We start from the raw sequence: 20,215 nt of genomic DNA, 5'->3' as shown, positions 1-20,215 counted from the left end.
TTTTCTTCTAGTTTTTCCACTTCTTCTATTGCATTATCCAGTAATATTCCTAGACATCTTACAAGGTCTGTAGTTTTCATATTAATTCTATCTACTTCATTTAAGACCTCTAGGTGGAATTCTATTTCTAATTCTTCCATTTTACTCATTTTGGAAAGAAGAAGTCCCTTTACTTCGTTGGATTTTATTTTCTTTAACTGGGTGTTTTTACTTATTTGTTTTCCCAGCTTTTCTTCAAATTCATCAAATACATCTTTTAAATAAAGTCTAACTCCGTCGTAATCTCCTTCTTCTGCTTGAAGCAAGACTCCTGTAAGAAGATTTTTATAATCATGATTGTATTTTCTAATATCTTCTTGCATGGATTCTAAGGGCTTAATATAGGTTTCTTGTTGAAGAATTATTGTTTCGTTAAGGTGCAAGTTTTTCCTTACAAACCCAAATAATCCATACCCAAAAATTCCCAAAGTTACTACTAAAAAATACAAAAATTCCATATACAGCATATTACGAGTATAATATTTCTCTCCCGATAAAATATAACGTAGTGGTCCATAGTTAATAGTTTCTATTATCAAGTAGATAATTATAAACCACTTTATTTTTTTACCATCTATACCATATAGTATTGGAATTTTTTTATTGTTTTTTTCAATATTAAAAATATTAAATAAAAAATACATAAGGTTAAAAAGGTAAGTGTCCATTCGACTAATAAAGCATTATATATATCCTTAAAATATAGACTAATGTCATAAAGTTTATAATGGATGAACATATTTATTATATTATATATAATGACTGTTGTTTCAATTATAAACATTCCTTTATAATCCAATACCTTTCCATATAATATTTTTGTCATAATAAGTATTAATAGTAAATTCATTATACTAAAAACCAAATCCCTCTCAACAATCATATTATTATATACAAAATAATATATACCCCACTGTTCTAATTGCAGCACTAATACGAAAACAAAAAGTCCCTTTAAAAAAATTTCCTTGGTAAAATCCTTATAGAATAATTCCAAAAATTTTATATAGATGATTCCCTTTATTATAAATCTAGGTATTCCTTCAAATAAATGATAAATTTCCATCCTTACCTCTCATTAATAAAAAATTTTCTACTTCCTTGATTTTACTTCTAGATACCGGACATCTTAATCCTGTTTCTAACTCTAAGACACTATCCTTTTTATTTAAGGATGTAATTTTCTCCCTATTCACTAAGACAGACCGATGAGACCGACAAAAGTCCTCTCCTAATTCCCTTTCTATTTCTCTTATTTTCCCAAAAAACTCATAGGAGCGGTCTATTGTATATAGTACGATTCTGTGGGCTTTCTCTGAAGTTTGGAAATATAGTATTTCATTATATGGTACCTTGTAAATCGTATCAAAAACTGAAACTGAATAATACTTACTTTCAGAAGCCGGTTCATTAATAAGCCTTTCCTCTACTGAGTCGATTGCTTGGGTTATTTGTTTTATAAACTCACCTTCATTGTCCTTAATAATATAGTCTAATGCTTCTAGCCTATACTTAAAGGTCTCCATTAAAAGATTGTCATAGGAGGTTATGTAGATAATAAATCCCCTGCTATCTCTTTTTCTAATTTCCTTACCTAGGTCAAATCCATTTAGATTTGAGTTGTTAAAATCTATGTCTAAAAAATAAATTGAACGTTGTTGAACAGTTTCCAAATTATTTATAAAGTCTTCCGGTCTTTCATAAGTTCCCTTAATTTCAATATCATAACCCTGTATTAATATATATTTTTCAACTTCTCTTTTTATTAACTGCAAAATATTTTTATTATCTTCACAAATATATGCCTCTATCAATGGTATCCTCTTTTCATATAAATATCTAATCAATTAATTAAAATATTTTATATTATACCATTTATAAAAAAAATCGGCTATTTAAAGCCAATTAATTTTTTATTCATCTATTCCATTTTTTCTATAAACATATATAAATATTATTGCTGGAATTATTACCCATGCTGCAAGTACTATCCAATCTTTTGTAGACAGGGCATAATTAATATTTTCTATCATACCATTTAAATAACTATCCATTACTCCCGATATTGTAAGCATACTAATTTTCCCTATAAACTCAGAGAACATGGAAAATGTTGGTAACATTACTAAAACCATAATTATAGGCATTGTTGTAGTAGAAACATGAGCTTGACTTTTACCAAAAATACCAAATATAAATCCTATTAATATCATTGATATTATTCCTATTATATTTAGTAGGAGATACATAGGTATATTAATATTACTATAGGAAAACTGTGTTACTAACGGAGTTACTAAAGCAGTTATTAACATTACTAAAAAAGGAATTAAGGCACTTCCTAATAAATAGTCGCCACCTGTTATAGATGATGTCATTAAGGCCCTTAAGGTATGTTTTTCCTTTTCCTCTGCAACCATTGCAGCTGTTAAGGATATTCCAACCATAGAAATATTAAATCCTACTGTCATTATAAAACTATACCCCGGTACTGCTCCCTTGAAAAAATAGCCAAATATTAAGCCTAATAATATTACCAAAAATGGACTCATTATATAGTAAGTATTTCTTGAAAATATTTTTAATTTTAAACCTGCTATAGCAGAAATTTTTCTAATACTAATATTCATTACTTAATACCCTCCCTGTTAATTTAATAAATACATCTTCTAATGTTGGCTCTGAAGAGTGAATTGATTTTACTCTTTTCTTTCTTATTAAATCAAATAAAGTTTCAAGTTCAGGTGAATCCTCTTGAAATGAAATATTTTCATTATTATCCAACATTACTTCAAAGGATTGTTTTTGATTATGCTTTAAAATTATTTCCTTTGGTTTTCCTTGCTCTACTATTACTCCCTCATTTATTAAGGCAAGATTATCACAAAGCTTATACGCTTCTTCCATATTATGAGTAGTTAAAAATATTGCTGTACCGGCATTTCTAACTTCAAGTAAGAGTTCATGTATTGCTAAGGATGTACTTGGGTCCAACCCACTTGTCGGCTCATCTAAAAATAAAATTTCCGGACTATGAACTAAAGCCCTTGCAAGTACCAGTCTTTGCTTCATACCTTTTGATAATTTTTCAGCAGGTTTTTTCTTATCATTTTCAAGTCCAACCCTTTTTAAGAGCCTATTTGCTTCCGATACTGGAACATTGTGAATATTACAATAAACCTTCATATTTTCTGCTACTGTTAATTTTTCATAAACTCCACTATTGTCTGTTACAAGCCCAATTTTCCCGTAAATTTCAGAAGTAATATTCTTAGCATTTCTGCCGAGTATAAAGGCCTCTCCTCCCGATGGTTCCAATTGTCCTGTCATCATTTTAATTGTAGTTGTTTTTCCCGCTCCTGACGGTCCTAAGAAGCCAAATATTTCTCCGTATTTTATTACGAAATCCAATTTTTTTAAAGCTTGCTTTCCATTAAAGCTTTTAGATATATTTTTTACTTCTAATGCATTTAAGTTTTTGTCCATAACTTCCTCCTAACAATATTTCGTATTTCTATAATATCAATATGTAGGTTTTTCCCTTGTTTACTTCTTGAAATGCTTAATTTCTTTCTTGAATAACAAAATTTATTCTATTTTTTATAAATAATTAATAAAAGCACTATTATTTTTATTACTTTTAGGTTATTATACAATATGTATGAAATTTTATTAGGAGGAGTATATGTCTATTGCATATGTCTTTGCTCTTTTAGGAGGTCTTGCCCTGTTTTTATATGGCATGGATTTAATGAGTGAAGGATTAGAACTAGTTGCTGGAAATAGGTTACACAATATAATTGAAAAACTTACTTCCAACACCGTTAAAGGTATCCTTGTTGGTACTGTTGTTACAGCCATTATACAGAGTAGTTCCGCTACAACTGTTATGGCAGTTGGTTTTGTAAATTCCGGTTTAATGACTTTGCAACAAGCTGTTGGGGTTATTATGGGTGCAAATATAGGTACTACAGTTACAGGTCAACTTGTAGCCTTAAATATTACCGAATCCGCTCCATTAATGGCTTTTTCCGGATTTGCTATGTTTAAATTTATAAATAAAAATTCAGTAAAATATCTTGGTCAAGTTATTATGGGATTAGGTATTCTTTTTATGGGAATGTCTATTATGTCAGACTCTATGAGTCCTTTACAAGAAAGTCAAACTTTTGTAAATATAATGACTAAAATTTCCAATCCGATAATGGGTGTACTAGTTGGTACTCTTTTTACAGCTATTATCCAATCATCTAGTGCTTCTTTAGGTATTTTACAGGCTTTGGCAAATAAAGGGTTAATTGGTTTCCATGGAGCAATTTTTATTGTTTGTGGTTTTAATATAGGTACTTGTATAACCAGTATACTATCTGCATTAGGAAGTTCTAAAAATGGAAAAAGGACTGCTACCGTTCACGTTTTATTTAATATCTTTGGAACTATTATATTTTTAATACTTATATATATTTTCCCACTGGAAGAAATAATAATTAAATTTTCTAAAGATTTACCGGCAGCCCAAATTGCAAATATGCATACCTTATTTAACATATTAGCAACGCTAATACTTTTCCCTTTCTCAAAGTTTTTAGCAACATTAGCTACAAAACTTATCCCTGGAAAAGACCCTGCTACAGAAGACCTATCACTTCAATATATAAATGTAAAAAAACAACACGATGCTCCTTTACTTCTTACTGATGTGAAAGCAGAAGTAAAGAGAATGTTAGATATTGCAAAAGAAAATTATAGACTATCTATTGAACTTTTTCATAATTATGATGAAGGCAAATATAAAAAATTATTACACAATGAAGATATTATAAATTATTTAAACTCTAATATAACTAAATATATTATTGATATTCTTAGTGAATTCATGGATGACTCTACAGCATCAAGTTTTACAGCATACATGAGAATTGTAAGAGATGTAGAAAGAATTGGAGACCATAGTAAGGCTATAGCTGAATACGCTAAGGCTTCATATGAAAGACAATTAACCTATAGTGATGACTGCTACAATGAGCTTAAGTTTTTAGATAAATCCGTAGAGCAACTTTATACTGTTTTAGAAAATGTTGCAGATCCGGAGGAAAGAAGGGTTTTAAATTATAGTTTAAATAAAAATTTCGAAAATAAAGTTGAAGACTTTAGAACTCTCCATATTGAAAGAATGAAAGATGGAATATGTGATCCTGAAAGTGGAGTTTACTATGAAAAGACTTTAAGTAATTATGAAAGAATATTTTCATATTTAGACAATATAAATAAACTATTTGTTTAATACATTTTATTAAATATTATTTAATAGCTTATATTTCTTAATTATAAAAAGATACAATATAAAAATATATTGTATCTTTTTTTCTAACTATTTATATATGGCTTTAAATTCTAAAAGAACAATAGCATTTGTATCTAAAATAAAACTATAATTAAAACCATTTTGAACACTTACATCAAAAACAGATATTTTAGGAACTGACATAGTACTTAAATATTCCCTTGACTCTAAATCTAAGGGATATTTAGACTTAAAATTTTGAAATAAATAATATATAGCCCCACTATTTCTAGAATAATCAAATCTTTTAACTTGGTAATAATTGTCTTTTATATCTGGAATTTCTATATTATAAAGGACGGTTTTACTTTCTAAAAACCGAAGCTGTTCACTTAAATTAGGATTAAAATAATTCGGATTCCATAATAACAGTTGATAATTATCCCCTTCTTGTAACAACATACATTCCTTTCCTAAAAACCTTACATTTCCTTTTAATCTAGAAGCTAATAATAAAACATTATAAACAGGCTTTTTACCCTTATAATTGTGAAATAATTCTAAACTATTAAATTTATTTTCTTTATCAAATTTATAGTTCATATAAATTCCTGCATTTAACCAAAACCCATAGGATTCTATTAATAAGTCTAATTTCAAAACTTCTTGTAAAATAATAGCAGCTCTAAAAAATGTACCGTTAATACTTTGCTTTTCACCAGTTAAAGTGTTCCATTCACTTAAGACTAAAGGTATACTATTATTCCATTGTTGAACTATGTTCTTTATGTTTATTACCTCTTTATATACAAATTCATTAAAAAAATCCATATTTGTAACTTCATTTTTATTATACTTATATATTCTATTAGGATCTGAGGAATAACTTAAAAAATCACAAAGGGGAACAATTTTCTTTATATAGATATCCTGTTCTTTTTTGCTACTAAAGGAATAATTAGGATATTTTAAAGGGATAGATGCACCAATTTCTATAGCACTGTCAATTAGTTTTACCTGGTCGTAAATCATTTTAAATATTGAATTGCTTTTTTCAATATTATCAACATCAAAGATACAATTTATTCTTATATTATTAAAGAAGAATTTACCATAGATATTTTTATAGTTTCTAAAAAAATTTAACATTTGCCAATAATAATTATTTTTTTTATTAAGGATATCTGAAATAGATATTTGATAAAAAATACCAATAGAATTTTTTACTAAATATTCAACTACCGAGTCAAATTTCCCAAATTCAGAAAAAATATAATAATCCTCTACTTCAAATTCTAAATATGAATCAGGATAAGATGTGTATATACTAGATAATCCAATATAATTTATTCCTATATCTTCTTTAATCATTTCTAATTCAGTAAAATTTTCATAATCCAGTAGTAGATCTAAAGAACCAACATGAATAATTTTTTGCGGATTGATCTGACCTCTATTTATTGAAGAATCTATTATAAGTTTCTTATTGTTTTCTATTATATATTCTTGCTTTATATCTTCTACTGGAGTATTTATAAAGGAGTATAGAATTTCAAAAATATCTTTATTTTTTTCTAAACCATCACTTTCAGTATCTAAATTAAGCTCTTCACTATCTCCATTATTTTGTTTTCTATACTCTGAAGGAGTACAATTAAATACTTCTTTGAAGCCTCTCCTATAGGTTCTACCATTACCAAAACCATTTTTTATCGCTATTTCTTCTATATTAAGACTAGAATAGAGTAAATCCTTAAGACTTTTGGTGGATCTTAAATCATTTAAATATTTGGAAAATAATTCTCCTGTTTCCTCTTTAAATAGTTTTGATAAGGTAGATGATGACATATAATATTTTTGTGCTAAGCCATCAATACTTATTTTTTTGTCATAATTCTTATCCATATCTTTTAGTATATCTATTATCTTTTGATTTTTTACATATGTATTTTTTATATCTTTCTCTTTATTAAAATAAGAAATTAAATATAGCATTATTTTATTTATAGATATGTTCATACTTATATTAGTTGTTGATGAAGGATTTGAATAGTACATTAAAAGTCTTGCTAATTCTGTCCTTAACTCATTTATAGATCTTGACTTTCCTGTTTTTTCTTCATTAGGAAACAATTCAAAAGTTGATGAAGTAAACTCATCGTAAATAGATATAAAATAGGAGTTATTTATAGTTACTATAACTAGTATATTATCTATATCACTAATGTTTTCTAAAATGAAACTTTTATTTCTATTTATTACCATAATATTTCCCTTACTCATATTATAGTTAATGCCATCTAAATATATATTTGTAACTCCCTTAAGCTGAAATAAAATTGTAGTTTCAAAAGTATATTTTTCTATAATTTTATTTTTATTTAAGTCTATATTTAAAATATTAAATTTATTATCAGTCATTTTTTCTCCTTATATAATCTACTGAGTAACTACAGTCTTTATTTTAAATTTAATTATATCATAATGGTAAATTAATGGTATGATAATCGGACATTTTTTTCTTCACTTTATTAAGAAAATAGAATATAGTTCTTTTTAGAAAAAATCAATATTGTGCAAAGGTTTTTCTTGTTATATTATTAGTGCTACAAGGTACATAAAATTTATTAATATTTTGGAGGTTATTATGCAAGAAAAGAAAAAATTTTTTTATGGATGGTGGATAGTTATAGGCTCTATTTTAATTACTGCCACAATAGTGCCTAGTGTTATGGCTATGGCTGGTAAGTTTACAATCCCTGTTATAACAGAACTTGGAATAACAAGGACATCTTTTACTCTTGGAAATTCTTTACTTCATGCAATGGGTATATTTTTCTCACCAGTTATTACTAAAAAACTAGCTAAGGGAAATATGAAAAAAATTCAAAGTATCAGCATCCTACTTTTTACACTGGTATTTGCTACATATGGTTTAGCACAAAAACCAATTCATTTTTATATTTCATCTGTTATTTTAGGGGTTCTGTACCTTAATACATCATTAATCCCTGTTTCAATTATGATTAATAACTGGTTTGAAGAAAAAAGAGGATTAGCTATGAGTTTAGCTATGACAGGAATTGGAGTTGGTGGATTTGTTTTAAGTCCTCTAATTACATCTTTAATAGGCAAATTTGGTTGGAGAAATTCATATTTTATTTTTGCTTTTATAATGTTAATTATAGCTTTGCCTATCTCCTTATTTGTTTTTGCCAAATCACCAGAAGACAAGGGTTTAAAACCATACGGATATAATCCTGAAGCTAAAAATACGAAAACATCATCAAGTGATGGGGTACAATTGAAATTCTCTTTAACAAGTAAAGAGTCCTTTGTTAAACCATTTTTCATACTAATGATTATAGGAATGATTACTAATGGGTTAGTTAGTAACGGTGCTTTAGGACAATTCCCTCCTGCTTTAGAGGAATTACATGGTCCTGCAACTCAGGCTATTATTGTATCACTATATTCTGTATTTGGAATATTTGGAAAACTAATTATAGGTTGGATAAATGATAGGTTCGGACTAATACAAGCTTCTTTAGTTGGTTGTATTTCCTTTGCTATTTCCTTTGCTTGTATGCTATTAGCCGAAAATATAACTGTTCTTTATATTATGACTGTATTTTTTGGTATAGGAATGGCAATAGGAACTGTTCTTCCTCCTCTAATTACCAGTGCTATTTTCGGACAGGAACGATACGGTGAATTTTATGGTTATGTAAGTAGTGCAACTCAAGTTGGTTTATCATTAGGGTCATTACTTGTAGCATCAATCTTCGATTTAACAAATACCTATAAGGTAGCTTGGATTGTTATGATAATTTTAACATTGGCGACTTTATTCTGTTGGATAATATCATACAAAGCTTCTTTTAAGTATAAAAAAACAACAAAATAATATTTAAAAAAATTTTTAATATCTAATATATATAGGAGGTATATTATGAGTAAAATTGCATTAGATTATATTGATAATAAAAGTGATGAGCTAAAAGATTTAGCTATGAACATTTGGGAAAATCCTGAAGTAGCTTTTAAAGAGGTTAAGGCTTGTAAATGGATTTCTGAATATTTAGAAAAAGAAGGATTTAATGTAGAAGTAGGAAAATTCGGTGTACCTACATCAATAAGAGCTACTTGGGGTGAAGGTAAGCCTGTAATTGGTCTATTAGGAGAATATGATGCACTGCCAGGTATGAGTCAAAAAGTTAGCACCAAAAAAGAATCTATTAAAGACGGTGAACCTGGTCATGCTTGTCAACATAATCTACTTGCTGTTGCACATTTAGGTGCTGCAATAGCCTTAAAAAAAGAAATGGAAGAAAAAAATTTAAAGGGCACCGTTGTTTTTTATGGCTGTCCTGGAGAAGAAACTCTTACAGGTAAAGGTTTTATGGCTAGAGGAGGAGCTTTTACAGACTTAGATGTAGCCTTTGCTTGGCATCCTGGTACCTCTAATATTGTTTTAAGAGGTGTAATGACTGCATCAAATTCTTTCAAATTCCATTTTAAAGGTATTACAGCTCATGCTGGTGCTGATCCACAAAATGGTAGGTCAGCTTTAGACGCTGTTGAACTCACTGATGTAGGGGCAAATTATTTAAGAGAACATGTTACTGATGATGTTAGAATCCACTATACAATAACAAATGGTGGTCAAGCACCTAACATAGTTCCTGATAAAGCATCTGTTTGGTATTATGTTAGAGCTTTAAGTAGGGAAACTGTTGAAGATACCTATGATAGATTGATTAAAGTTGCCAAGGGTGCTGCTATGATGACAGAAACCAATGTTGAAATAGAATATTTAGGTGGTTCTTATGAAACTCTAAATAATAAAATTTTAGGTGATTTAATATTTGAATCTATGAATACAATTCCAGCCCAGGATTGGTCCAAAGAGGATATTGAATTTGCAAAAGTTTTAGAAGAAAATAAAACTAATAAAAAAGGAGCTTTTGAAGCAGGTGATACTAAAGACGTATATTTATTTAGTGGAAAACCTATTGATGGAAAATCAAATAGCTTTAACTCAACTGATGTTGGAGATGTACAACATATAGTTCCAGGAGCAATGTTTATGACAGCAACTGCTAATATAGGAGCAGCAGGTCATAGTTGGCACAATACAACTTGTGGAGCTACAGAAATAGGATTTAAAGGAATGTTATATGCTGCAAAAGTAATGGCAGATTCTTCTTTAAAACTAATTAATGATCCAGCTATCGTTGATAAAGCAAAGGAAGAATTTGAAAAATCAATGAATGGAAAAAAATATATTTGTCCAATTACAGAAGATGTTAAGTTCCCAAATTAAAAAAAATACTTTCTAATAAAATGTAATATTTCTTTATACTGGTAATTAAAATAAATAGCCTGTATTTTCAAATACAAATAAAAAATATTTCAAAACTTAAATTATATAAGCAAAAATGCACTAAAGTTAAAATAACTTCAGTGCATTTTTTTATTCTTTATTTTCTAATTCTTCTAGTAATTCTCTTACTTTTTTGTTTTTTCTAGGGTCAATAAAATTTTCATCTATTTCAACTATTGGTTTTAGAACAAAGTCCCTATTATATAAATCAATGTGGGGAATTTTTAAATCAGCTTCATCTATAATTTCATTATCATAATAGATTATATCTAAATCAATTGTTCTAGGCCCCCAGGTTATAAGTCTTACTCTTTCAAGTTCTGCTTCAATTTGTAGTAATTCCTTTAGTAAATCTCTTGGAGAAAGTTCTGTCTCTACTTTTATTGCCATATTTAGAAAATTATCTTGATCTGTATAACCGTAAGGCTCGGTTTCTAAAATAGAAGATCTTTTTAAAACATTACCAACTCTTTTATTTATTAAAGTAATTGCATCTTCTAAATATTTATTCCTATCTCCCATATTTGAACCTAGGGCAATAAATGCTATCATATAAATTCCTCTACCATTCTTACAGCCTCAAGGTTTTCTTTTACATCATGAACTCTTGCTATTTCAATCCCCTTTGTTCTTGCATAAACTGAAATTCCAATTGTTCCAAACAATCTATCTGCTGCATCTTCATGATTTAAAGTCCGTCCAATAAATTTTTTTCTTGATACTGCTAATAAATGTGGTAAATTTAAACTATCAAAGTAAGATATATTTTTTAATAATTCTATATTATGTTCTGCATTTTTACCAAAGCCAATACCTAAATCAATTATAATTTTATTTTTCTCTACACCATTTTCATAAGCATAATTAATTTGTTTTTCTAAAAATTCATAAACTTCTTTTACTACATTATCATAGTGTGGTTTAACATGCATTGTCTTAGGTTTACCCTTTATATGCATTAAAATTAAGGGTACTTTGGTTTCTGCTATAACCTTAACCATATTTTCATCAAAGGTTAAGCCTGAAATATCGTTTATTATATCTACTCCATTTTCAATGGCAGCTAAGGCAGTTTTTGCTCTATAGGTGTCAACAGATAGTAAAATTTCAGGATATAATCTTTTTATTTCCTTTATTACAGGACAAACACGGTTAATTTCATCTTCCACATCTACAGGGTCAGAACCTGGCCTTGTTGATTCTCCACCAATATCTAAAAATGTAGCACCTTCTTCTATTAGCTTTTCAGCCCTTTTTATTGCATCATCAGTATTATAGGTCCTTGAGCCTGAATAGAAAGAATTATCAGTTACATTAATTATTCCCATAAAATCCATTTTCTTAGAAAATTCTTTTATTGTTCCGTCTTTTAAAACTATATGCTTCATTTAAGCATCGCCTCGCTTATTATTTTTGCAAAAGCATTGTGATTGTGAATACTTTCAAAACTTTCTACTAATATTTTATATCTACTTGCTATTTTGTTTTCATCTAATCGAATTTTAACTTCCCTACAAACATCTTCAACAAATCTAGGATTTTCATAGGCATATTCTGTTACATATTTTTCATCAGGTCTTTTTAAAAGTGCATATACAGGTGAAGATGCTGAATCTTCTGAAATTTTTACTAAATCCTCTATCCATATAAATTCATTAGACCTGACAGTTATAGAAATATTTGCTCTTTGATTATGTGCACTAAATTCAGATATTTCCTTTGAACATGGGCATAGTGTTGTTGCAGGTGTATTTACAGTCATTTCAAATTCAAAGGTTTCACCTAACCAAGCCTTATATTTTACACCAACATTTATAAATGAAACCTTTTTTGAAACAGGTGCTTCTTTTTTTATAAAATATTCAAATTCAAGTTCTATAAAACTCTTTTTAGCACCTAGTTTTTCCTGTATTACTGCCAACATATTCTTTATATGCTTTAAGTCTATTTGATTGTTTTCTTGAATTATATCTACAAATCTAGACATATGGGTACCTCTTTGAGAAGGATCCAAGTCTACAGAAAGACTTATTCTTGCATGAGTCGTTTGCCATTTTCCATCTTTATTTTTAATTTCAATAGGAAAGACTAAGTCTTTAATTCCTACTTCGTTTAAATATATATCTCTTTCATCAACTTGTTGTTGAACATCTTTCATTAGTTGCCTCCTTATTCTCCTCTATAAACAATTCCAGATGTTTTAGTTTCCCATACTTCTATTTCATATAATCTGCAGTTATCTCTTTTAACCAATGGCTCTAATTTATTCCAAATATATTCTGCTATATTTTCGGCAGAAGGTTGTTCTATAAAATCATTTAAATATCCATGATCAAATTCATATAATATTTTTTCATTTACTAAATGTTTTAATTCAACAAAATCAAATATCATATCTTCCTTATCTTTTGTACCTTCAAGTTTAACTACTAATTTATAGGTATGACCATGTAGCCTTTCACATTTTCCTTTATAATGAACTAAATTATGTGCTGCATCAAATTCAAATTCCTTTATTAATATCATAATTGCCTCCTATTGTTCTATTTATAATTTTAACATTAAATTCTGTTTTATTATATATTTTTTGTTAATTTATTTAATTAGTTCTTGCTTATTTATTAATAGATTTCTTAATTTAGAAATAAGATAAAATGACCCTGTTAAAACAATTACATCATTTTCACTATTACCCTTTAATATTGCCTTTAAAGCATCTTCAGGATTTTTAAAAGCATTGATGTTTTCTGTATATTTTCCTAAAATAACCTTCATTTCTTCAACAGTCATCTCTCTACCTTTAAAGGGTACTTCTGCTAAATAATAATCTGCATTTAATGATGATATTATTTTAAATATTTTTTCATATTCTTTATCCTTTAATACACCTATGAGAATTTTTAATGTATCATATTTTTCAGTCTTTAAAAAATCTACTAAATTATTTATTGAGTCCTCGTTATGAGCCCCATCAATTAATATTTTAGGCGACTTAGATACCCATTCCAGTCTACCAGGCCAAGAAGTTTTTAATATGCCCTCTCTTATATTTTCTTCTGAAAGATTAAGTAATTTTTCTTCCTTAAGCTTTTCTAAACATAATAATGCCAATGCACAGTTATATACCTGATATTTTCCAACCATATTGGTTTTAATATTCTTATATTTACCATATGAAAAAATATTAAATGTAGAATTTAAGCTAATATTTTTTATATCTTTTTTATTTAAAATATTAAGTTTCGCATTTTTTTCTTCACATACTTTTTTTATTACTTCCAAGGCTTTTTCATCTGAAGGGTAGGCGACTACATTATCATTTTCTTGAATTATTCCAGCCTTTTCATAGGCTATTTCTTCTAAAGAATTGCCAAGTATGCCTATATGATCTATTCCAATATTGGTTATTACCGATAATGCTTTCTTTTTAAATATATTTGTTGCATCATATCTACCACCTAGTCCTACTTCAAATATGGCAAAATCTACCTTCTTATCCTTAAAATAAAGTAAGGCCATGGCAGTAAAGGCTTCAAAATAAGTTATAAAATCATCTTTCCCATAATTTTTAAGCCAAATATTTTTAATTTTATTTAAGTAATCATAGGCAATTTCATAACTAATAAAATCATCATTTATTCTAATACCGTCATTATCTGAAATAATAGAAGGACTGGTAAATAAACCAACCTTTAATCCACTTTCTTTTAAAATAGACTGTAAATAAATACAGGTAGAACCTTTTCCATTTGTTCCACCTATGTGAATTACTTTTAAATCTTTTTCTGGATTATCTAACAAATCCAAAAGTTTTTTCATTCTACTAAGACCTAGACTAATTCCCTGTTTTTGCCATTCTCTTTCTTCGCTAATAAATAAAATTCTATTAATTTCTTCCTGTATTTCAAGTAATTCAGTATTATCTAAATCCTTTAAATATTTTCTTAATAATTTATATTTATCTACTAAATTACCGGTTTTTTCTATTTCATCTATTAAAATACCATCTAATATTAAATTCTCTTCCAATTTACTTAAATAGTAATTTAAATCTTGTTCATTTATAATTTCCATAAATTTCCCCAAAAAATTAAGAGGACAATCCCCTTATGAACCGTCCCCTTAACTAATTTTTATTATATTTCTTAGTCCATATTATCACTTAATTATATCATAGTAATAGTAGTTTAACTATATTTCTAATATTTGAAAAATAGTTTATACATAAATATCTTTCTTAATATATTTTATGTAACCTAAGAAAACCGCTACTAAGGCATAAATTAATCCTAAACCTAATAGGTTTAGTTCCAACCTGCTTTCACTTAAAATATAGGATACTTCTGCATACCCATATGGAGTAATATATTTTAGAAAATCTACTCTTGTTGTTATATTTTTTATTATATTACAGAAATAGAATATAGCCGTTAAACCTATTCCAACTCCTACACTATTTTTTCTAAAAAATGCAGATAATCCAAAACAAATTGAAGCAATTTCAATTTGCATTATAAGAAAGGCAATATGTATTAATAAAAAATTTTTAATTCCTAATTTTTCTCCAATTAATAAAAATGATATGGCAGAAAATAAGGTTATTACAATATTTAGAATTAAAATTTGAATTATTATAGATAAGTATTTTTCAAATATTATTCTACTTCTACTTATAGGATGGGATAGTAGGAACTCGGCAGTTCTATCCTTTTCTTCTTTTGATAAAATACTTATTCCCAATAAAGCTGAGAAAAAACCTCCAGCTATTCCTATAATATTTCCAGCTTCAACTCCATAATAACCCATAGCTGTACCTATATTTATCTTATCCATTCCAAAAGCTGAAGTGAAACTACCCATATTTTCAAAAAGATTATTAATTCCATCCATATCCTTTTTCATTTCAGGATATATTAACATAATTATTATCATTAAAATTGTTAATATAGATGTCCAAATAAAAAGTGAAAGCCTTGCTAATTTAAGCTCATGTTTTAAGATAATCATTATTTTTCACCGCCTTCATCATAATAATGTAAAAATATTTCATCTAATGAAGGCTCTGTAATAGTTAAGTCCTCTAAGTCTAAAGTATTTAAATGCTCAATTAGATTATTTATATTTCCACTGTATAAAAAATTTATTCCTGTATTATTTCTATGAATATCTGTTATTCCTTCAATATATTCGATGTCCCTAATACCAAATAAATTAACTCTTTTTGCTTGTGTACTTGATAGATTAGCTACAGTATCACACGCAATTAATTTTCCTTCCCTTATTATTCCCGCCTTATTACAATATAGTTGTATTTCAGAAAGTACATGGGAAGATAAAAATATTGTAGCTCCCCCTAAATTTCTCTCCTTTATTAGTTGGAAAAATTCTTTTTGCATTAATGGATCTAAGCCACTTGTTGGTTCATCAAGTATGTACAAACTAGGTTTATGCTGAAAAGCACAGACTATGCTAACTTTTTTTCTATTTCCTAAAGATAACTCATCAACTTTTCTATTACAGTCTAAATTGAATCTTTCGCATAATTTTTTTGCTTCTTTTTCAGTATTTTTATTATATAGTTTAGCAGACAAGGAAATTACATCCTTAACCTTCATCCCCTTGTAAAACATTATTTCAGAAGGCATATATCCAATATTTTTTAAATTTTCATACCTATGCTTTTTAATATCTTTATTAAATATTTCCCCCCTACCTTTACTTGGAGAAATTAGACCTAAAAGTAGCCTTATAGTAGTACTTTTCCCTGACCCATTTGGTCCAATAAACCCAAAGATATCTCCTTTTTTAACTTCTAAATTTAAATCTTCTATTCCCCTGGACTTACCATAGTACTTCGTAAGTCCCTCTACTTTAATAATATCCATATTTTCACATCTCTTTTTATTAAATATTCTAATAATTAAAATATGCTAAAAGTTAATTTGACTTCTAGCATATTTACCAATAAACTAATTCCTTTTATCAATATTGATTTTTTTCATTTCCTCTAAAATAAATTCCTTGTCCATATTTATGTTAGAGTAAACTGCTGCAGAAATTACCCCTTCAACAAAAGCAGCATCTACTATTTCTATATTTCTTTTTTTATCCTCATCTAAAAATTCTACAGCCATTTCAGCATTCATCATAGCAGAACCTAAATCATAGAAAATTAATACTCCATCATCTGAATAAACTTCATTAATACCAGCTAAAATCCTATTAATATCCGTTCCTATTCTACCATCATTAGTGCCACCTACAGCTACAACAGGGGCATTCTTAGCCATTTGTTCAGTAATTTCTAAAATACCCTCTGCTAATTTTTCACTATGGGATATTACAACAATTCCTACCATACTACCACCTAGTTAATACTGTCTTTTATTACTTTTAACATTAAATATGTTGAAGTAGCACCTGGATCTTGATGCCCAATACTTCTTTCTCCTAAATAACTTGCCCTACCTTTTTTAGCAATAATTTCTTTAGTATGCTCAACGCCCTTTTCTGCTGCTATAACCATATTTTCCAATATCTGAGTTTCAGATTCATTGTTTTCCAAATCTTTTTTTACAGATAAATATGCTGGTTGTAAAGAGTCAACTATAGTCTTATCATCTAGTTCTGCTTTTCCTCTTAGTTTTATTCCCTTTAAGGAAAGTTCCAGTATTTTTTCTAAATCTAAAACATTTAATTCATCCCTGCCACTAAATTCCTTACTTAACTCCATAAAAGCAGTGCCATATAACGGTCCTGAAGCACCACCAACATTAGATATTAGAAGCATTGCAACTTTTTTAAACAACAATCCTAAATCATCATATTCATTATTTTTAAAGTCTTCTATTACTAAATTAAATCCCTTAGCCATATTATGCCCATGATCTCCATCACCTATAGCTGCATCTAATTCTGAAAGAAAAGACTTATTTTCCTCCATAGTATTACCTATATTTATTATTATATTTTTTATATTATCTACCTTCATAACTACTCCTATTTAAAAAATGGTGCTTTTGTCTCATAATCTAAAAGTTCTTTCAACTCATTATCTAATTTTAACAAGGTAATTGAAAAACCCGCCATCTCTAAAGAGGTCATATATTCACCAACAAAAGTCCTATAAACTTTAATACCCTTATTTTTTAAAATATCATATACAGAATTATTTGCAATATATAATTCCATTAAAGGAGTTGAACCCATACCGTTAACCATAACTGCAACTTCAGAATTAGAATAATCAATATCCTTTAAAATATTATCTAAAAGCTCACTAACAATTTCATTAGCAGTTTTTATTTTCTCTCTACTAACTCCTGGTTCACCATGAATACCTATGCCAATTTCCATTTCGTCCTCATCTAAAGAAAAGTTCGGCTTTCCTACAGCCGGTACTATACATGGAGAAAGTGCCATTCCCATACTTCTAGTATTTTTTATTACTTTTTCAGCTATAGCCTTAACTTCATTTAACTCTGCTCCCTTAGCAGCCTTTGCTCCAGCAATTTTATGTACAAATATGGTTCCTGCTATGCCTCTTCTCCCTGCTGTATAGGTACTGTCTTCAACAGCTACATCATCATTTACAACAACATAATCTACATTTATTCCTTCCATGTCGGCTAAATCTTTAGCCATTTCAAAATTCATTACATCTCCAGTGTAGTTTTTTACAATTAACAAGGTTCCCTTACCAGAATCAACAGCCTTAATAGCTTCAAAAATCTGATCAGGTGTTGGAGAAGTAAATACAGAACCGCAAACAGCCCCATCTAACATACCCTCTCCTACAAAACCTGCATGGGCTGGCTCATGTCCACTTCCTCCACCAGAGACCAAAGCAACCTTATCCTTAATAGGAGAATTTATATTAACAATAACATCTGTTCCCTCTAACCTTTTCAAAGTATTTGGATTTGCTTTTAACATTCCTTCTAACATTTCCTCTAAAACATTTTCCGGATCATTGATTATTTTTTTCATATTTTCCTCCTCGATATAATGTAATGTATAGACATTATTTCTTATTAATTATGAATTATCTCGTTTCCTATAAAAAACTTCATAAAAAATTATCTTTATTATGATTTAAGTATAACAATAAAAAATATTCTTAGTCCATTATAAATCATATTATATCATTTTAATGAAGCGAATAAGTTAAAAATTAGTTACTATAATTATTTTTATAGTTGTATCATATTTTTATTGATGAATTTTTCTATGTTATAATATATTTAAAGCTATCAAAGGAGATGATATTTTTGAGAAAAATAGCTAAAACATTGACAATTGCAGGTAGTGATGCAAGTGGTGGAGCTGGTTTAGAAGCAGATTTGAAAACATTTACCGAATATGGAACATATGGAATGGCTGTTGTAACAACTATTGCAACAATGGATCCAAAAAATGAATGGAAACATAATGTTACAACTTTACCAGTAGACCTAGTAAAAGAACAGCTAGAAACAGCTTTAGCAGGGGATGAACAAATTTCTGCTATGAAAACAGGTATGATAGGTTCTGTTGAAATAGTAAAATTAATTAAAGAAACGATTTTAGAATATAATTTAAAAAATATAGTTATTGACCCTGTCTTAGCTTGTAAAGGTGAAGATGACTTATTAAATCCTGAAACAGCTGAAGCTATAAAAAAAGAATTAATACCTATTGCTACAGTAGTTACTCCAAATTTAATTGAAGCAGGAATATTTTCAGGATTAGGAAAATTACATGATATTGAAGAAATAAAAAATGCTGCTAAAATTATTCATGGCTTAGGAGCAGAACATGTTGTAATTAAAGGTGGTAAAGCTGTAGACAGTAATTTGGCTATAGATGTTTATTATGACGGAAATAGCTATGCAATACTAAAGGCTGAAAAAATAACACCTAGTCATACCCATGGTGCAGGATGTACTTTTGCAGCTGCAGTAACTTCAGGACTTGCAACAGGATTATCTCCTAAAGAATCTATTATAGAAGCTAAAAATTTTGTAACAGCAGCTATTAAACATGGTTTTAAATTCAATAAATTTGTAGGACCAGTTTTTCATAGTGCTTCAAGAATATTTAAATAATTTAATTATTTATTTGGATAACATTTTTAAGCTAATATATAAATTAATTAAGATTTATTTTTTAGAATTTATAAAATCCATTTAATTAAAATTAAATGGATTTTATAAATTACTTCTTATATATTCTAATTAATTATATTTTTGCTAATTTATCCATTTTTTCAATAGCTTCCCAAAGACCAGTTAAATACTCTAAACCTAAGGCTCTATCGTATAAACCATAGCCAGGTCTACCTTCTTCATCCCAAATCATTCTTCCATGGTCTGGACGAATATATCCATTAAAGCCAGTGTCATAAAAAGCCTTCATAATTTCAAACATATCTAAGTCACCATCTGGTGAAAAATGTGCCGATTCCCTAAATTTCCTATATCCTAAATATTTAACATTTCTTACATGGGCACAAGCAATTTTGTTTT

Annotated in this window: 20 protein-coding genes; 4 read left to right on the top strand and 16 right to left on the bottom strand. The window is 28.2% G+C overall.

The window, feature by feature from the left end; all coding sequences use genetic code 11:
* From WAO56_RS03370 to WAO56_RS03355, 4 genes are all read right to left on the bottom strand, one after another.
* A partial coding sequence (locus WAO56_RS03370; RefSeq protein ID WP_422146268.1) for a hypothetical protein occupies nucleotides 1-683 on the bottom strand: 683 nt, incomplete at its 3' end.
* A gap of 399 nt (nucleotides 684-1,082) precedes the next feature.
* Nucleotides 1,083-1,853 (bottom strand): LytR/AlgR family response regulator transcription factor, encoded by a 771-nt coding sequence (locus WAO56_RS03365; RefSeq protein ID WP_422144844.1) that lies wholly within the window; start codon nucleotides 1,851-1,853, stop codon nucleotides 1,083-1,085.
* Between the two features lie 99 nt (nucleotides 1,854-1,952).
* Nucleotides 1,953-2,669: an ABC transporter permease gene (locus WAO56_RS03360; protein WP_422144843.1), complete on the bottom strand. Its 717-nt coding sequence runs from the start codon at nucleotides 2,667-2,669 to the stop codon at nucleotides 1,953-1,955.
* On the bottom strand, nucleotides 2,659-3,525 hold the full coding sequence (locus tag WAO56_RS03355; protein WP_422144842.1) for an ABC transporter ATP-binding protein: 867 nt from the start codon (nucleotides 3,523-3,525) through the stop codon (nucleotides 2,659-2,661). Before WAO56_RS03355 ends, WAO56_RS03360 begins: the two co-directional genes overlap by 11 nt.
* Before the next feature lie 199 nt (nucleotides 3,526-3,724).
* Here WAO56_RS03355 and WAO56_RS03350 point away from each other — a divergent pair, with 199 nt between their 5' ends.
* Nucleotides 3,725-5,323 carry a Na/Pi cotransporter family protein gene (locus WAO56_RS03350; protein ID WP_422144841.1) on the top strand — a complete coding sequence of 533 codons (1,599 nt, stop codon included), beginning with the start codon at nucleotides 3,725-3,727 and terminating at the stop codon, nucleotides 5,321-5,323.
* Nucleotides 5,324-5,410: 87 nt separating this feature from the next.
* Here the strand turns inward: WAO56_RS03350 and WAO56_RS03345 are convergent, their stop codons facing one another.
* Entirely contained in the window at nucleotides 5,411-7,744 is a 2,334-nt protein-coding gene (locus WAO56_RS03345; protein ID WP_422144840.1) for a helix-turn-helix domain-containing protein, read from the bottom strand.
* A gap of 226 nt (nucleotides 7,745-7,970) precedes the next feature.
* On the opposite strand from WAO56_RS03345, the gene WAO56_RS03340 reads away from it, so the two are divergent.
* Together WAO56_RS03340 and WAO56_RS03335 are read left to right on the top strand one after the other, a co-directional pair.
* Nucleotides 7,971-9,230 carry an MFS transporter gene (locus WAO56_RS03340; RefSeq protein WP_422144839.1) on the top strand — a complete coding sequence of 420 codons (1,260 nt, stop codon included), beginning with the start codon at nucleotides 7,971-7,973 and terminating at the stop codon, nucleotides 9,228-9,230.
* A 45-nt stretch (nucleotides 9,231-9,275) separates the two neighbouring features.
* Nucleotides 9,276-10,649 carry an amidohydrolase gene (locus tag WAO56_RS03335; RefSeq protein ID WP_422144838.1) on the top strand — a complete coding sequence of 458 codons (1,374 nt, stop codon included), beginning with the start codon at nucleotides 9,276-9,278 and terminating at the stop codon, nucleotides 10,647-10,649.
* 150 nt (nucleotides 10,650-10,799) lie between these two features.
* On the opposite strand, the gene folK is transcribed toward WAO56_RS03335, so the two are convergent.
* From folK to dhaK, 10 genes are all read right to left on the bottom strand, one after another.
* Nucleotides 10,800-11,261 carry a 2-amino-4-hydroxy-6-hydroxymethyldihydropteridine diphosphokinase gene (gene folK / locus WAO56_RS03330; protein WP_422144837.1) on the bottom strand — a complete coding sequence of 154 codons (462 nt, stop codon included), beginning with the start codon at nucleotides 11,259-11,261 and terminating at the stop codon, nucleotides 10,800-10,802.
* Nucleotides 11,258-12,097: a dihydropteroate synthase gene (gene folP / locus WAO56_RS03325; RefSeq protein WP_422144836.1), complete on the bottom strand. Its 840-nt coding sequence runs from the start codon at nucleotides 12,095-12,097 to the stop codon at nucleotides 11,258-11,260. Before folP ends, folK begins: the two co-directional genes overlap by 4 nt.
* A complete protein-coding gene (folE2, locus tag WAO56_RS03320; RefSeq protein ID WP_422144835.1) occupies nucleotides 12,094-12,867 on the bottom strand; it encodes a GTP cyclohydrolase FolE2 in 774 nt (257 codons plus the stop codon). The genes folP and folE2 overlap by 4 nt, the downstream gene beginning before the upstream one ends.
* An 11-nt stretch (nucleotides 12,868-12,878) precedes the next feature.
* Nucleotides 12,879-13,235, bottom strand: a complete 357-nt coding sequence (gene queD / locus WAO56_RS03315; protein ID WP_422144834.1) for a 6-carboxytetrahydropterin synthase QueD — start codon at nucleotides 13,233-13,235, stop codon at nucleotides 12,879-12,881.
* A gap of 69 nt (nucleotides 13,236-13,304) precedes the next feature.
* Nucleotides 13,305-14,783 (bottom strand): bifunctional folylpolyglutamate synthase/dihydrofolate synthase, encoded by a 1,479-nt coding sequence (locus WAO56_RS03310; protein WP_422144833.1) that lies wholly within the window; start codon nucleotides 14,781-14,783, stop codon nucleotides 13,305-13,307.
* A 144-nt stretch (nucleotides 14,784-14,927) separates the two neighbouring features.
* A complete protein-coding gene (locus tag WAO56_RS03305; RefSeq protein ID WP_422144832.1) occupies nucleotides 14,928-15,716 on the bottom strand; it encodes an ABC transporter permease subunit in 789 nt (262 codons plus the stop codon).
* A complete protein-coding gene (locus WAO56_RS03300; RefSeq protein WP_422144831.1) occupies nucleotides 15,716-16,594 on the bottom strand; it encodes an ABC transporter ATP-binding protein in 879 nt (292 codons plus the stop codon). Before WAO56_RS03300 ends, WAO56_RS03305 begins: the two co-directional genes overlap by 1 nt.
* An 84-nt stretch (nucleotides 16,595-16,678) precedes the next feature.
* Entirely contained in the window at nucleotides 16,679-17,068 is a 390-nt protein-coding gene (dhaM, locus tag WAO56_RS03295; RefSeq protein WP_422144830.1) for a dihydroxyacetone kinase phosphoryl donor subunit DhaM, read from the bottom strand.
* An 8-nt stretch (nucleotides 17,069-17,076) separates the two neighbouring features.
* Nucleotides 17,077-17,700: a dihydroxyacetone kinase subunit DhaL gene (gene dhaL, locus WAO56_RS03290; protein WP_422144829.1), complete on the bottom strand. Its 624-nt coding sequence runs from the start codon at nucleotides 17,698-17,700 to the stop codon at nucleotides 17,077-17,079.
* Between the two features lie 8 nt (nucleotides 17,701-17,708).
* Nucleotides 17,709-18,698: a dihydroxyacetone kinase subunit DhaK gene (gene dhaK / locus WAO56_RS03285; RefSeq protein WP_422144828.1), complete on the bottom strand. Its 990-nt coding sequence runs from the start codon at nucleotides 18,696-18,698 to the stop codon at nucleotides 17,709-17,711.
* A gap of 281 nt (nucleotides 18,699-18,979) precedes the next feature.
* On the opposite strand from dhaK, the gene thiD reads away from it, so the two are divergent.
* On the top strand, nucleotides 18,980-19,795 hold the full coding sequence (thiD, locus tag WAO56_RS03280; RefSeq protein WP_422144827.1) for a bifunctional hydroxymethylpyrimidine kinase/phosphomethylpyrimidine kinase: 816 nt from the start codon (nucleotides 18,980-18,982) through the stop codon (nucleotides 19,793-19,795).
* A 133-nt stretch (nucleotides 19,796-19,928) separates the two neighbouring features.
* Here the strand turns inward: thiD and WAO56_RS03275 are convergent.
* On the bottom strand, nucleotides 19,929-20,215 hold a 287-nt coding region (locus WAO56_RS03275; RefSeq protein ID WP_422146267.1), incomplete at its 5' end, for a mannonate dehydratase.

Source organism: Miniphocaeibacter sp. (genome assembly GCF_049276255.1).
Lineage (GTDB): Bacteria > Bacillota > Clostridia > Tissierellales > Peptoniphilaceae > Miniphocaeibacter.
Note: the sequence above shows the minus strand (reverse complement) of the source record. Positions and strands in the feature narration are given on the sequence as shown.

What these genes read in the sequence shown, in the direction of transcription:
- WAO56_RS03350 (WP_422144841.1), top strand. Translation starts at nt 3,725, where the DNA reads ATGTCTATTGCATATGTCTTTGCTCTTTTAGGAGGTCTTGCCCTGTTT.
- WAO56_RS03340 (WP_422144839.1), top strand. Translation starts at nt 7,971, where the DNA reads ATGCAAGAAAAGAAAAAATTTTTTTATGGATGGTGGATAGTTATAGGC.
- dhaK (WP_422144828.1), bottom strand. Translation starts at nt 18,698, where the DNA reads ATGAAAAAAATAATCAATGATCCGGAAAATGTTTTAGAGGAAATGTTA.
- folE2 (WP_422144835.1), bottom strand. Translation starts at nt 12,867, where the DNA reads ATGAAAGATGTTCAACAACAAGTTGATGAAAGAGATATATATTTAAAC.
- WAO56_RS03305 (WP_422144832.1), bottom strand. Translation starts at nt 15,716, where the DNA reads ATGATTATCTTAAAACATGAGCTTAAATTAGCAAGGCTTTCACTTTTT.
- WAO56_RS03355 (WP_422144842.1), bottom strand. Translation starts at nt 3,525, where the DNA reads ATGGACAAAAACTTAAATGCATTAGAAGTAAAAAATATATCTAAAAGC.
- WAO56_RS03300 (WP_422144831.1), bottom strand. Translation starts at nt 16,594, where the DNA reads ATGGATATTATTAAAGTAGAGGGACTTACGAAGTACTATGGTAAGTCC.
- queD (WP_422144834.1), bottom strand. Translation starts at nt 13,235, where the DNA reads ATGATATTAATAAAGGAATTTGAATTTGATGCAGCACATAATTTAGTT.
- WAO56_RS03335 (WP_422144838.1), top strand. Translation starts at nt 9,276, where the DNA reads ATGAGTAAAATTGCATTAGATTATATTGATAATAAAAGTGATGAGCTA.
- dhaL (WP_422144829.1), bottom strand. Translation starts at nt 17,700, where the DNA reads ATGAAGGTAGATAATATAAAAAATATAATAATAAATATAGGTAATACT.
- WAO56_RS03360 (WP_422144843.1), bottom strand. Translation starts at nt 2,669, where the DNA reads ATGAATATTAGTATTAGAAAAATTTCTGCTATAGCAGGTTTAAAATTA.
- folP (WP_422144836.1), bottom strand. Translation starts at nt 12,097, where the DNA reads ATGAAGCATATAGTTTTAAAAGACGGAACAATAAAAGAATTTTCTAAG.
- WAO56_RS03310 (WP_422144833.1), bottom strand. Translation starts at nt 14,783, where the DNA reads ATGGAAATTATAAATGAACAAGATTTAAATTACTATTTAAGTAAATTG.
- folK (WP_422144837.1), bottom strand. Translation starts at nt 11,261, where the DNA reads ATGATAGCATTTATTGCCCTAGGTTCAAATATGGGAGATAGGAATAAA.
- dhaM (WP_422144830.1), bottom strand. Translation starts at nt 17,068, where the DNA reads ATGGTAGGAATTGTTGTAATATCCCATAGTGAAAAATTAGCAGAGGGT.
- WAO56_RS03345 (WP_422144840.1), bottom strand. Translation starts at nt 7,744, where the DNA reads ATGACTGATAATAAATTTAATATTTTAAATATAGACTTAAATAAAAAT.